Genomic DNA, 15,127 nt, shown 5'->3' with positions numbered 1-15,127 from the left:
TACTTTCTTAAATAGCTTTTTTATTTACAGTTATAATTTGTAACACTTATGTAACAAAGTTAAATTATCATACATTTGAGGTGATGATATGAAAAGAAAATTATTGTTAACAGTAGTAGCAATATCTAGTTTAAGTGTTATTACAGGATGTGCACAGAATATTAAAATTAATAATAATGAAATGGTAAAGATAGAAAATAAGGATTTTGATTTTAATGTGAATCCAGAAACCTTTGAGATTAAGGTAGATGTTAATGGAACTATTGAAGATATTTCAAAGCCATTAGAAAGCACTAAAATATCTAATTTAAAGGATAATGGTAATGAAGTATCTTGGACTTATGATGATAAGGACATTGATGTAGAAGTAGAAAAAAAGGATAAGTATTTAGATATTAATATAAAATCTATTAAGGAAGAAGAAAATAACTTTTCATGGCCAATAGTAAGTGGTGATGCTTATATGCTTCCTTTAAATGAGGGGAAGTATATAAAAAGTGATGATGATCTTTGGAAGGAATATTTTAATGAATCAGAGCTTAAAACTTTAGAAAGTCTATCAATGCAGTTTTTTGCAGTAGATAAAAAGGAATATTCAATAGTTTATGTTATTGAAAATCCTTATAATAATCATTTAATATTTAATACAGAGGATAATATTGAATTTGAGTTTAATCATGAATATCCATCTATAAATGATAAAAGGGAGTATGGTTTTAGAGTTTATATAACAGATAAAGATCCAGTTCAAGTAGCTAAAACTTATAAGGATTATAAGGTCGAAAAGGGTGATTTTATAACTTTAGAGGAAAAGGCTAAAGAAAATAAAAATATAGAAAAGCTATATGGAGCTCCCCATGTTTACTTTTGGGATAGAACTATAATATCAGAGGAAAATATAAGATGGAATGAGTTGGCTAAAAGTATGCCAGATGATTTAAAGCTATGGATGCAAAGCTTATTAAATGAAAAAGTAGAAGATAGCTCTGAGCTTGCAGCAGCCTTTGATGATATTTCATCTTTAGATTATATAGATAATTATACTAAAAATAGGATAATCAAGGCTTTAACAGAAGTATTACAATTAGAAGACTTTTATAATAAATCAGTATTTACTAATTTAGATAAAAGAAGTAATGAGCTTGTAAATAAGGGGATTGAAAACTTAAATGGAGCAGAAATAATAGAATTAAACAAAATCCTATTTAAGAGTAAGGTTGGAAATTCAGTAGACCCTATAGAAGATTGGGCTAATTCTAATACAGTAGATGTAATAAATGATATGAAAAATTCAGGTATAGATAATATGTGGATTGGTTTTGATGATTGGCAAACAGGGTTTAATAAACCTGAATTAGTGGACGAAGCAGAAAAGCTAGGATATCTTATAGGTACTTATGATTCATATCATTCAATTCATAAGCCAGGTGAAGAAGAATGGATTACAGCTAAGTTTAATGATACATCATTATATGAAGAAGCAACTGTAACTAATAAAGAGGGCGAAAAAATAGAAGGCTTCCAAGGAACAGGAAGAAAGCTTAACCCTACCTTAGCAATGCCAAGTGTAAGAGAAAGAGTATCAGATATTATAGGTACAGGTTTAAAGTTTAATTCATGGTTTTTAGATACAGATGCAACAGGAGAAGTTTATGATGATTATTCTCCTAATCATATAACCACTGAAGAAGAAGATATAATGGCTAGAAAAGAAAGAATAAAATATATTCAAGATGAATGGAATATGGTAGTTGGTTCAGAAGGTGGGAATGACTTTGCAAGTGATGTAATTTCCTTTGCTCATGGAATAGAAACACCATCATTTACATGGATGGATAAGGATATGAAGTCAAATAAAGAAAGTGAATATTATGTAGGAAGATATTATTCTCCTACAGGTGGAGTACCAGAAATATTTTCAAAGCAAATACCGCTAAAGGATAAATATAGGGCTTTATTCTTAGATCAAGCATATACAATTCCACTTTATAAATTAGTTTATAATGATTCAGTAATAACAACACATTGGTGGGGATTTGGAACCTTAAAGTTTAAGGATGATATAAAGGATAGAATGTTATATGAGGTATTATACAATGTTCCACCGCTATATCATATAGATAAAAACCAATGGAAGGAGCATAAGGAGCTAATTACTAATCATACAAAGGTATGGTCAGAGTTTAGCAAAAAAGCTATAAATAAAGAAATGACTGATTATAAAATATTAAGTGATGATAAATTAGTTCAAATGACTAAATATGGTGAAGACTTAATAGTTATAGCTAATTTCTCTAATGAAGAAGTAAATATAGATGGAAATAATATAAAGGGAAAATCGCTATTAATAATAGAGGGAAATGAAAAAATAGAATACTTACCATAATAAAATAGCCTGTACTTTTGTGCAGGCTATTTTTGTAACCACATAGATGAGAAATTATGGTTTAAATAAGTAGTTAATTTATATAAAGAAAATTTAAAGTAGATTGTTTAAATAATATATTTTAACTAGATAATAATAAAAAGAGTATCAGGATTATATATATAGAATAATATTTTATAGAGTAATATTTTAGGAGAAAAAATATATGGTTAATAAGAAAATCTCTAAAGAACATAATTGGATTATAAATGGAATCATACCTCTTTTTATTATTGGAACACTTTTTCATTTTCTTTATAACTTAACAGGAAAGCTTTGGGTAGTTGGATTAATTTCACCTGTTAATGAAAGTGTATGGGAGCATACTAAAATGGTAGTTTTACCTATTATACTTTGGTGGAGCTTATATTATTTAGTTAAGGGAAAAGAATTAAAAATAAATAAGGATAAGTGGTTTACAGGTGGCTTAGTATCTCTTATAACTTCGATTATTACAATACCAATGTTATTTTACTTTTATACAGAAGCTTTTGGAGTAGAATTATTTTGGGTAGATGTTTTAATATTATTAATAGCAATTATATTTGGGCAAATGCTGGGATTACACACATATAAATATTCAAGGAGAATAAACTCAAAGATAGTTTTAATATTATTTGCAGTGATAGTAATAGCTTATATGGTTTTAACTTTTTATCCAATTAAGATACCAATGTTTATGGATGGAAATACAAAGGGATATGGAATTTTATAATCTAAAAAGCTAATAATACGTAAAAGAAGCAGTGGAAAGTTTTTTTCACTGCTTATATTATTGCAAAAGAATAAACAGTAGTCATTATGATTTAGTAAAAATATATATTTATAAAGAGATAATTATAACAAGTATAAAAGGGGAGATGGTTATGGAACATTCCATTAAAGTAAGGGAGACTGCTAAAATTAGTGTTAAGCCAGATTTAATAATTATTAACATGGAATTAGTATCACATAAGTATGAATATGATGATACTATGGAGGTTGCAACAAATTCAGTTAAGTTATTAGAAGAAGCAGTAGAAAGTGTTGGTTTTAATAAGAAAGATTTAAAGACAACGACATTTAATGTATATGCAAGCTATAAGAGTTATTACGATAAAGATAATATTAATCAAAAAGAGTTTGATGGATATATATGCGAACAAGGGCTAAAGCTTCAATTTGATTTAGATATGGATGTATTAGCTAATGTAATTAATGCAATAGCTAAATCAAAAGTAAATCCCAAATTAGATATTAAATTTTCTGTTAAAAACAAGGATGAGGTAACTGAAAAGCTTCTTGTAAAAGCTACGGAAGGTGCAAGAAAAAAGGCAGAAGTCCTTTCAAAAGCATCAAGGGTTTCCTTAGGTAAGCTAATAAGCATAGATTATAATTGGAACGAAATAAATCTTTATTCTCCTACATCATATGGAATAGAAAATAAGGGGATTATAATGGGAAAGTCTTTTGCCCCAAATATTGAACCTGATGATATTAGTTTAAGTGATACAGTAGTATTTGTTTGGCAGATAAAATAATTAGACTGATGGAGTATATATAATAGGAAGATAATTATTAATTGTAATATATAGTTATATGATGATTTTTTAATTTATATAATACAGTGTATTAGTATTTTTATAATAAAGCTTAAAATTTAAATATAGGAAGGAGGATAATCTTATGTCGGAAATGAAATGTCCAGTAACAGGTAACATGAGTAATGCTTTAGCTGGTGGTGGAACTACTAATAAAGAATGGTGGCCAAATGCATTAAGCTTAGATGTTCTTAGTGAAAACTCTGAGTTAAGTAATCCAATGTCTAAGGGGTTTAATTATGCTGAAGAATTTAATAAGTTAGATTATTATGGACTTAAGAAGGATTTAAATAATTTAATGACAGATTCTAAGGAGTGGTGGCCTGCTGATTATGGTCACTATGGACCATTTTTTATTCGTATGGCTTGGCATAGTGCTGGAACTTATAGAATAGGTGATGGTCGGGGAGGAGGAGGCAGGGGAACTCAACGTTTTCCACCACTTAATAGCTGGCCAGATAATATTAACTTAGATAAGGCACGTCGTTTACTTTGGCCAATTAAAAAGAAATATGGAAATAAAATATCTTGGGCTGATCTTATAATATTAACAGGTAATGTTGCATTAGAATCTATGGGATTAAAGACTTTTGGATTTGGTGGAGGTCGTGAAGATGTTTGGGAGCCTCAAATTGATGTTAATTGGGGTGATGAAAGAAAGTGGCTTGAAGCTGATAGAGATAAAACTGATGGAGAACTTGAAAATCCATTAGCTGCAGTTCAAATGGGGTTAATTTATGTAAATCCAGAAGGTCCAAAGGGAAATCCAGATCCAGTTGCAGAGGCAAAAGATGTTAGAACAACCTTTACTCGCATGGCTATGAATGATGAAGAAACAGTAGTACTTATAGCCGGTGGCCATACCTTTGGTAAATGTCATGGAGCGGCATCACCTACTTATGTTGGACCGGCACCAGAGGCTGCACCTATTGAACAGCAAGGAATTGGATGGAAAAATAGTTATGGAACAGGAAATGGTGATGATACTATAGGAAGTGGAATAGAAGGAGCTTGGAAATCAAATCCAACTAAGTGGACTATGGGGTACTTAAAAACATTACTTAAATATAAGTGGGAGTTAGTTAAAAGTCCAGCAGGGGCATATCAATGGTTAGCTATAAATGTTGATGATGAAGATATGGTAGTTGATGCACATAATCCAAATGAAAAACATAGACCGATGATGACAACAGCAGATTTATCACTTATTAATGATCCTATTTATAAAAAGATAGCATTGAACTATTTAGATAATCCTGAAAAGTTTACTGATGACTTTGCTCGTGCATGGTTTAAGCTAACACATAGAGATATGGGACCAGTATCTAGATATTTAGGGCCAGAAGTTCCAAAAGAAAGACTTATATGGCAAGACCCTGTGCCAAAGGCTAATTATAAAATGATAAATAAAAAGAATATAGCAGAGCTTAAAAAGATAATTTCAGAATCAGGTTTATCAATATCAGAGCTTGTTAAGGTAGCCTTTGCATCAGCATCAACTTTTAGAGGTTCAGATAAGCGTGGTGGAGCAAATGGAGCAAGGATAAGACTTAAGCCACAAATAGATTGGGAAGTAAATGAACCTGAAATTCTTAATAAGGTATTAACAGAATTAGAAATGATTCAGACAAGCTTTAATAAATCACATTCAAAGGATAGAAAGGTTTCCTTAGCAGATCTTATAGTACTAGGTGGATGTGTTGGAATAGAAAAAGCAGCAAAAAATGCAGGATATAAAATAACAGTACCATTTACACCAGGAAGAACTGATACAACTCAAGATAAAACTGATATAAACTCTTTTAGTGTATTAGAACAAAAGGCTGATGGATTTAGAAATTATGTTAAAGCTAAATATTCAGCAACACCAGAGGAAATGTTAATAGATAAGGCTCAACTATTAACATTAACTGCACCAGAAATGACAGTATTAATTGGTGGTATGAGAATGCTAGGCGCAAATTACAAGGATTCAAAAGAAGGAGTATTTACTGATAAAGAAGAATGCCTAACTAATGATTTCTTTGTAAACTTATTAGATATGGATACAGTATGGAAATCAATATCTAAATATGGAGATAGATTCCAAGGGTTTGATAGAAAGACAGGAAGTCCAAAATGGACAGCATCAAGGGTAGATCTTATCTTTGGTTCAAATGCACAGCTTCGTGCAATATCAGAAGTATATGCAAGTGATGGCAATGAAGAAAAATTCTTAAAAGACTTTGTAGATGCATGGACAAAGATAATGAATGCAGACCGCTTTGATGTTAAGGAGATGGAAAGTTAAATTATAGTTCTGCATAATCTAATAGTTAATAATAAATAAGGTCATATATTAAATAGCTATGTACAAAAAGTAGTACATAGCTATTTTGCATGTGTATGCTAAATTATAACCTACGGATAGGTTTATGGTTATTGTAAAATTCACTATCACTAGGAGGGGATGTTTTTCTAAATAAAGTAGGATTAGATTCATAATCATCTATTATAGGGTTTTCTATTATTTCTTTTTCATCTTGGTTGATAGTTGTATTATTTAAATTATTAAGTTCACCCTCAACTTCATCCTTTTCTTCAGGATTAACAGGAACTCCATTAGGAAGTATAGGATTATTAGTATTAATTAATGGTGGAAATAAAAGAGCATTATCTCCTAAGCCTAACTCATCTTTAGATACATGCTTTAAGGGTGGTATATTATAAAATTCACTCATTTTCTTATCCTTTTAAAAATTAATTATAATATATATTATGAATAAGTCTGATAAATGTTTAAAAGATTAACAAGGAAATACCCTTTGTAGAATTAGTTTCAATAACATTAGAAGATAAAATAAGTAATTTAAAGAATATTGAAGCTAATGTAAGAAAGAGTATTTTATATAAAATTAATGATAGAGAACTTGAAATTTGCATTTTAATTAATTTAAATTTTAAGAAATAAGAAAATATATTCAAATATTAAATAAGGATATAAAGCAATAGATAAATATCTATAGCTTTATATCCTTTTATATGTAATTAGTGAAGGCTATTTTTTTACTTTAACTTTTATAGTAGTTTTGCTTTTTAAGGATTTAAATAATTTATCTAAATCTTTATCCTTTTTATTTCTTATCAAAGTAACAACTCCTTATAAATTATAAAATCTAATATATATTTAAAATGATTGACATAATTATTAAAAAGTATTCATATAAATAAACAGAATTCTTAATTTTATGTGGAGTTGTAACTCCAATGAAGGTTAGAAATTGGTTATCTAGGGGTGCTGACTTTGTTAGTTTCCTTCTAATTAGACTGGAATGTACAACGGTTAGACATTAGATAAACGATTTTGTAAATAAAAGATTTATAGGAGGAGCTATGGCAGAGGTATTAAGAGAATCAGTAAGTTTTGTTCAACGAGTATTACATTTTTTTCATAGAGATGTAAAAGTAAATGAAAATATGTATGAAATAAATATTCCTATGAATGTATTTTATAGAACAGAGCTTATTTGTAATTATATAAAAATAGAAAAGGGATATGATTTTGAAGTTGAAAATTTCTTAATGCTTTTATATTTAGATTTTATAAGACAATCAGTTAAAAGCTATAATCCTAAGAAAATATATAAGCAGCTTACTACTGAATATTATGAAAAAAAGAGCTTTTTAATAGCATCAGGAGAAGAAACCTATGAGGTTACTAAAACTAATTATAAGCCATGTAAGTTAGATATTTATATAGATAAGGAAAATATGCTAGCAGGACAACTTATTTTGGATGAATTATATGATTTATATAGAATTAGAATTTCCTTTAATCGTCTTTTAGAAAGTATTTGGATAGGTTTTATAGAAAGTTATAAAAAAGGAGAAAATAGCAAGGCTTATACATCCATTGTTAAATTTTTAAAGGAATGTTTTGAAGAAAAATAATCATATTTTAATATAGATTAGTAGACACAGATAAGCTTTAGTAATTTATCTGTGTCTACATTTTTATTTATTAAAGATATATATCAAGTAATAAAAATATAGGTGCTGGTTAATACTAAGGTAAATATAAAATTAGGAGATTTAGCTATGGAAAAAAATTATGTTAAGGGTAGGCCATATTTTACTGATATAAATAATATAGATAAGCAATACCCCTATTTAACAGAAAATATAGATACAAATGTACTTATTATTGGAGGAGGTGTTACAGGAGCTATTTGTAGCTATTATTTTTCAAAAGAAAATATAAAAACAGTATTAATTGAAAAAGGCCGAATAGCCCATTTAAGCACAAGTGTGACTACTTCGTTGCTTCAATATGAATTAGATGATACATTAGATTCTTTAAAAAGTGTTATAGGACTAGAAAATGCAGTTAAAGCTTATAAGTTAGATATACAAGCACTTAATGAAATTGAAAGTATTATAAATGAATATGGGAATAATTGTAATTATTATAAAAGAGATACTATATTTTATTCTTTAAAAGAAGATGATGAAAAAATTATAAAAGGGGAGTATAAATTAAGGAAAGAAAATGGATTAGATGTAGAATTATTAAATAAAGATAATAATGAGTATGAAATTCCATTAAAATGGGGGGTTCTAGCAAAAAAGGGAGGAGCTGAAATTGATCCTTATAAATTTACATTACAGTTATTAAAAGCTTCAGAAAATAATGGTTTAAAAGTTTATGAAAATACTGAAGCTATTGAAATACATAAATTTAATGATTATATTGAAGTAGAATGTAAATATGGATATAAGATAAAAGCTAAAAAGGTTATAGTAGCTACAGGATTTAACACTAGTTTGATTACTAAAAAGCATTTTGCAACCAAATACAATACCTTTAATATAGTTACAAAACCTTTAAAAGAAGTACCTTGGAAGAATAATGTACTTTTTAGGGATACAGGAGATCCATATACATATTTAAGAACTACCTGGGATAATAGAATTATAATAGGTGGTGAAGATATTGATTTTAAGGATATAGAAAATGAAGAAAAAGCAAAAGAAAAATATGAAATACTAGAAACTAAATTAAAGTCTATGTTACCTAATACTAGAGATATAGAAATAGAATATAAATATTGTGGTTGCTTTGCTTCAACAAAGGATAATTTAGGATTTATAGGGCCTGATAAAAGAAATAATAACCTTTTATATTGCTTGGGATATGGAGCAAATGGAATACTATTTGCAATAATAGGAGCTAAAATACTTGTTGATCTTTATAAAGGAAAAGAAAATAGTGATTTAGAATTATTTAAGGTAGATAGATTTGATAAATAAACTAATAAGATGAAATTATAAGATAAAGTTTTTAAACTTTTTGTAGTATTTTAATTTTAATAATACAAGTATTTTATAAGATGCCAACTTGCATTATCAATTGATAATATAAATCATAGTTTAAAGTGTCAATATTATTGGGCTTTCAGCATACTATATATTATTAATTGATAATAAGGGTGGTAGTATGAAAGATATAAAAGGGTTAACATCATCGGAAATAATAAAATTACGTGATAAATACGGAGTAAATGAATTAGTAAAAGAGGAAAAACCAAATCCTTTTAAGAAATTCATAGGTGTCTTTAAGGAGCCAATGTTTTTATTACTTATAGTAGCAGCTACTGTTTACTTTATTTTAGGGGAGCCAAAAGAAGGTGCCATGATGCTTGTATTTGTTTGCTTTGTTGCATTTATAACCTTTATACAAGAATGGAAAACAGAAAAAACTATGCATGCATTAAAGGATTTAACCTCACCACAGGTTAACGTATTACGTGATGGTGAAATAAAAATTATAAAAAGCTGGGAACTTGTACCTGGAGATATTATCAAGTTAGAGGAAGGGGAGAGAATACCTGCTGATTGTGAAGTTTTAGACTCATCTAATTTTTCAGTAGATGAATCTATTTTAACAGGAGAAAGTATAAATGTTTTTAAACATCCATCATCAGAGATAGATGAAACAGATGAATATTGGAAAGAAGATAAGTTATATGCCGGAACAATGTCAATCTTTGGATCTTGTATCGCAAAGGTAACCTTAACTGGAGTTAATACTGAATATGGAAAAATAGGTAAGGCTATAGGTGAATCTAAGGAAGAGTTATCACCACTTCAAAAAAAGGTAGGTAAATTAGTCAAATCATTAGCTATAGTTGGGGGAGCACTTTGCACTATAGTTATACTAGCATCTTATATTTATAATAAAGATATACTTGGAAGTATTTTATCAGGAGTAAGCCTAGCTATGGCTATTATTCCTGAGGAATTTCCTGTTGTATTAACAGTATTTTTATCTATGGGAGCTTATAGGTTAGCTAAGAAAAATACTTTAATGAGAAAGGTATCAGCAGTTGAAACTTTAGGATCTACTACAGTTTTATGTGTAGATAAAACAGGGACTATTACAGAAAACAAAATGAAGGTTAAAGAAATATATAGTAGTAAAACTATTATTACAGCAGATAATTTTAAGGATTTTGATATTAGTAAGCTTTGTTTATTAGCTTGTGAAAAAGATCCTTATGATCCTATGGAAAAAGTAATAGTTTCATTAGTGTCTAAAAACTTAACCTATGAAGAAATAAATAATAATGAAGTAGTTAAAAAATATCCTTTTGATTCAAAGAGTAAAATGATGGGTAATTTATTTAAAGAGGATGATCATTATTATTTAGCATCAAAGGGTTCAGCAGAAGCTATCATACCTCTTTGTAACTTATCAAAGGATGAAATAAAAGAAATTAATGAAAATATAGATAAAATGGCTTCTAAGGGTTTAAGAGTATTAGCAATTGCAGATTTAAATACTTTAGAAGTAAAAGATGATCTTTGCAATTACTCATTAAAGTTTAAAGGATTAATAGGATTACAAGATCCACCTAAGGAAGGAATTAAGGAAGCTATAAAGATTTGTAAACAAGCAGGTATAAGAGTAGTAATGATAACAGGTGATTATAATAAAACTGCCATGGCTATAGCTTCAGAAATAGGTTTAAAATTTTCAAATAAAGCAATTACTGGTGCAGACATTGATAAAATGACAGAAGAAGAATTATGTGCTGAAGCAAAGGAATGTGATATATTTTCAAGAGTTGTACCAGAACAAAAAATGAAAATAGTAAAAGCTTTAAAAAGAAATGGTGAAGTAGTAGCAATGACGGGTGATGGAGTAAATGATGCTCCAGCATTAAAAAGTGCAGATATAGGAATTGCAATGGGGAAAAGAGGAACAGAAGTAGCAAAGGAAGCTGCACACATGATTTTAATGGATGATAATTTTGAAACTATAGTTAAAACTGTTGAAGATGGAAGAAGAGTATTTGACAATATAAGAAAATCTATAGTTTATATATTGATAATTCATATACCAATAGCATGTATGGCACTTTTTGCTCCACTTTTAAATCTTCCTCAGCTTTTATTACCAATGCATATTATGGTTTTAGAACTTATTATAGATCCAACTTGCTCAATAGTATTTGAAGGTGAAAAGGCAGAAAGTTATATAATGCATCAGCCTCCTAGATCTGCAAAGGAACCTTTATTAACAAAGAAGTTTACACTAAAGGTATTACTACAAGGAATCACTATGTTTTTAGCTTCATTTTTACCATTTCATTTCTTAATAGATAATGGAGCTACAGTAGAACTTGCAAGAAGTTTTTCACTTGTAACATTAATCTTTGCTAATGTAATATTAGTGTTAGTAAATAGATCAAATACTAGATATTTAAAAGACTCTTTTAAGGAAGAAGGAAATAGAATTAGAGCATTAGTTAATGGCATTGCAATAGCATTAATGCTTATTATGATTTATGTTCCTTTTATGAATGGATTCTTTAGAACAGGAGCTTTAAGCTTACCATTATTTTTATTAGCCCTTTTATTAGGATTTATATCAACAGCTTGGTGGGAAATAGTAAAATATTTTAACAATAAGACTAAAGCTTAATAACCATTATTTATTTAGTGAAAATTGATCTAGTTAATACTAAATGAAGTAGTCTAGTTTATTTTAGTTCTTACAATTTGTAAGTATACAAACTATTTATATATAAACTAACTATTTATCAATATTAAAAAGACCTTTTAAAGTATTGAAATTACTTAATTTAGGTCTTTTTATTTTTTTATAATATTCCCTGTAAGTTTTATAACTTTAACAGTAAATTTTATAACTCTAAAAAATAATTTTATAACTTTACAAAATCTATATTTATGATCAATACATAAAAAATAATATGAAAACTTTAATAGATTAAAAGTCTACCTTTTATAGTAATTAACTTATTATCCAATTTCTAATTAATTAGTTTATATAAAAAATGAACACCTAATAAATTTTAGATGTTCATTTTAGCTATGATATTAATTTAATGAAGTAATTATATCTTTCATATTATTTAAACTACTATAATTATTATCTGGATAAGGTGAAATATATTCTGAAAGTTTTAAATAATATTTAAAGTTTTCTCTAGATTCTTCATTTTCTCCAAGCTCTCTATAACAAGCACCAAGTAAAAGATATAAATCTTTATACTTAGGGAAAATCTTTAAAAGCTCATTGCATCTTTCGATAGCACTTTCGAACAATCCTATACTATAATAAGATAGTATTAAATTACTAGGAATATATACTTTATACCCAATAGCATCTTCTTCATCAGAATTAAGAGATTTATTATAGAAATAAATTGCATCTTCAAAATCTTTTGATGAAAAATACTGATTAGCTAAGTTAAAGTAATAAAATCCATCTTTTTCATCATCATCATAGCTTAATAAAATGTCTAAATTTCTTTTGTTTTTAATATTAAATTCTTCTTCTGTTAAATCATAACCATAATGATAAATTGGACATTCTAAATTCGTAATCATTTCACTAGTATATTTTTTATATATAGAAGGAAGTATTTGCTCATGTATTTTTCCTTTAAAATTAAATCCTTTGTTATTTTTAATAAGCCTTAGTATATACGCTCCTTGATATAATTGATTATCTATAACATTCATAAGCTTTAAATAGTACCCAATATAATAATCAGTTTCTATTGCTTCTCTTATTATATTTACTAGAGAGGAATCTATAGACTCATCGCAGTCTAAATACAAAATCCAATCTTTAGTAGCTTCTTTTATAGATATATTTCTAGCTTTACTAAAATCATTATCCCAACTATAGTCTAAGACCTTATCTGTAAATCTTTTTGCAATGTTTTTAGTATTGTCTATGGAGCCAGTGTCTACAACTATTATTTCATCTGCTATTTCTTTAATACTTTTAAGGCAACGTTCAATATTCTTTTCTTCATCTTTTGCTATTATGCAAACACTTAAAGTACTCAATTAATCCTCCATAAAAGTAATTCTCAGTACATAGTATGAATTCACTCAAAAAAGGTTGTTTATAATCATTCTCTTCATTTTTACAATATAATATTAAAATTTTATCTTAGCTTAATTTCAGTTACAAAATAAGTAATTTTTCTATTTATATAAAATATAAGCCTATTTATATTAACTAAACAAACTATAAAATAAACATTATACTATGCTATTTTTATCCATTTTTAACAAAATCGTTTTTTATACTAAAGCAGATTCGAGAATTTGTTTATCTTAGGAAATCTACTCTTTACAAATTTTCAAATTCATTTTTATGACACAATCGAAATCTATGAATTTCCGAAATATCACCTATAAATTTCTTAATTTTCTCACATAATTTTTAAAATATAAAAGTACATAAAATAATGAAAATGCGAACTTTAATTTATAAATATTGCGTAAGGCTAGTAATATCAACGATATATAAAATTATTACTTAAAATCTAAAATTCATTTAAATTTTATAATACGTACTTTTAAAAATTATTTTATGTACTTTGTATAAAAAAAGAGAGTGATATCTAAATATTACTCTCTTTTAAAATACTGATAATTTTTACCTAATAAAAATTTATTCTTTAAAAATATAAAATCTTTCAAATAAATGAATATAAACTTACCTAAAAATCATAAATTTAGCTCATAGAGATGATTTTATTTCACCATAAAAGAAGTATTCATTTTATCTAAGAACAATTAAATACACAAAGCACCCTCCACCATAATGTGAAGAGTGCTTTAAAATTATTATTAACACTAGATAAAAGTAAAAAATGTAGGGCAAATTTTAGCTTTAGATCTCTAGTATTAAAAAGTATTAAATTTTAACTAAACCTAATTCATTTGGGCAAATAAAAAGTAGTTTAGATTAACATTTAGTATTTTCAAATATTGATTGGAAGAAGTTAAATGTACTATAATAATGTATTCCATAAAACAAATCTTCCTCGTAATCTTCAGTAAAATGTAAGTCAATTTTGTTTACTAGACCTTCTTTAGCAAACTTTTCAATAGAATTTCTATCAAATCTATGAAAGAAATCACTACTAATAATTATATCTGATGGATCTAGAGAATAAGCAACTATAGTTATTATAAACTTAATTAAATCCTCTAATTCCTCATTTTCGATATCACTCATAAGCCAGTTATTTATTGTATTAGATTTATATTGAATAAGTCCAATTTCACCAGCATAATTATTTTCTCCTCTTAAAATGTTATTTTCATTAAAAATAACTGCTCCCATACCATTAGTTCCAATATACATATATATTGCATTTCTTGCATCAATATTGTTTTTATGTATATGACCACTAGCTAATAAACGAACATCATTTTCCAAAAACACAGGTATTTCTAATAAATCATTAATTTTTTCTACTAATGTGTATTCTGTAAGGGTAAAGGTTATATCATTCATAAAGCGATACCCTTTAATTATTCCTTCAACAGAAAAATAAACTAATGAAATATTATAGTATTCAACTAGCTTTTCTATGTAAGCTATCTTTTCCTCATCATTTTCAATTAAGATACTTTCTTTAAAAATTCTATTTTTACAAATATCTCGTATTTCAACTATTAATAAGTTTTCACGAAGCCAAATCATTAAAAATATAACTTTATTATAATTTAATGAATATCTAGTAGCCCGTCTTCCTCCGTTTGAATTATCTACACCTAATTCTATAACGTAATTCTTTTTGGTTAAGTC

The 15,127-nt window shown here is 27.2% G+C and carries 10 protein-coding genes; 7 read left to right on the top strand and 3 right to left on the bottom strand.

Going from position 1 to position 15,127, the window contains the following annotated elements; genetic code table 11:
• The first annotated feature begins 88 nt into the window (after positions 1-88).
• The 4 genes from ACRDBA_RS00090 to katG all read left to right on the top strand — a co-directional run bounded on the left by ACRDBA_RS00090 (position 89) and on the right by katG (position 6,295).
• Complete coding sequence (locus tag ACRDBA_RS00090) at positions 89-2,386, top strand: glycoside hydrolase (protein WP_438570912.1); 2,298 nt, start codon at positions 89-91, stop codon at positions 2,384-2,386.
• A gap of 205 nt (positions 2,387-2,591) precedes the next feature.
• Entirely contained in the window at positions 2,592-3,140 is a 549-nt protein-coding gene (locus ACRDBA_RS00085) for a DUF6512 family protein (protein ID WP_438570911.1), read from the top strand.
• A gap of 151 nt (positions 3,141-3,291) precedes the next feature.
• Complete coding sequence (locus tag ACRDBA_RS00080; RefSeq protein WP_438570910.1) at positions 3,292-3,945, top strand: SIMPL domain-containing protein; 654 nt, start codon at positions 3,292-3,294, stop codon at positions 3,943-3,945.
• 145 nt (positions 3,946-4,090) lie between these two features.
• Positions 4,091-6,295 carry a catalase/peroxidase HPI gene (katG, locus tag ACRDBA_RS00075; RefSeq protein WP_438570909.1) on the top strand — a complete coding sequence of 735 codons (2,205 nt, stop codon included), beginning with the start codon at positions 4,091-4,093 and terminating at the stop codon, positions 6,293-6,295.
• Positions 6,296-6,398: 103 nt separating this feature from the next.
• Here the strand turns inward: katG and ACRDBA_RS00070 are convergent, their stop codons facing one another.
• On the bottom strand, positions 6,399-6,725 hold the full coding sequence (locus ACRDBA_RS00070) for a hypothetical protein (RefSeq protein ID WP_438570908.1): 327 nt from the start codon (positions 6,723-6,725) through the stop codon (positions 6,399-6,401).
• A gap of 652 nt (positions 6,726-7,377) precedes the next feature.
• Between ACRDBA_RS00070 and ACRDBA_RS00065 the strand changes: the two genes are divergently transcribed.
• From ACRDBA_RS00065 to ACRDBA_RS00055, 3 genes are all read left to right on the top strand, one after another.
• Entirely contained in the window at positions 7,378-7,935 is a 558-nt protein-coding gene (locus ACRDBA_RS00065; RefSeq protein ID WP_438570907.1) for a hypothetical protein, read from the top strand.
• A gap of 147 nt (positions 7,936-8,082) precedes the next feature.
• Positions 8,083-9,294 (top strand): NAD(P)/FAD-dependent oxidoreductase, encoded by a 1,212-nt coding sequence (locus ACRDBA_RS00060; protein WP_438570906.1) that lies wholly within the window; start codon positions 8,083-8,085, stop codon positions 9,292-9,294.
• A 187-nt stretch (positions 9,295-9,481) separates the two neighbouring features.
• Positions 9,482-11,971 carry a cation-translocating P-type ATPase gene (locus ACRDBA_RS00055; RefSeq protein ID WP_438570905.1) on the top strand — a complete coding sequence of 830 codons (2,490 nt, stop codon included), beginning with the start codon at positions 9,482-9,484 and terminating at the stop codon, positions 11,969-11,971.
• Between the two features lie 416 nt (positions 11,972-12,387).
• On the opposite strand, the gene ACRDBA_RS00050 is transcribed toward ACRDBA_RS00055, so the two are convergent.
• Together ACRDBA_RS00050 and ACRDBA_RS00045 are read right to left on the bottom strand one after the other, a co-directional pair.
• Positions 12,388-13,368 (bottom strand): glycosyltransferase, encoded by a 981-nt coding sequence (locus tag ACRDBA_RS00050; RefSeq protein WP_438570904.1) that lies wholly within the window; start codon positions 13,366-13,368, stop codon positions 12,388-12,390.
• A 910-nt stretch (positions 13,369-14,278) separates the two neighbouring features.
• On the bottom strand, positions 14,279-15,127 hold an 849-nt coding region (locus ACRDBA_RS00045; protein ID WP_438570903.1), incomplete at its 5' end, for an ROK family protein.

Source organism: Clostridium sp., from assembly GCF_051654825.1.
Taxonomy (GTDB): domain Bacteria; phylum Bacillota; class Clostridia; order Clostridiales; family Clostridiaceae; genus Clostridium.
This window is presented reverse-complemented; position numbering and strand designations above follow the sequence as displayed.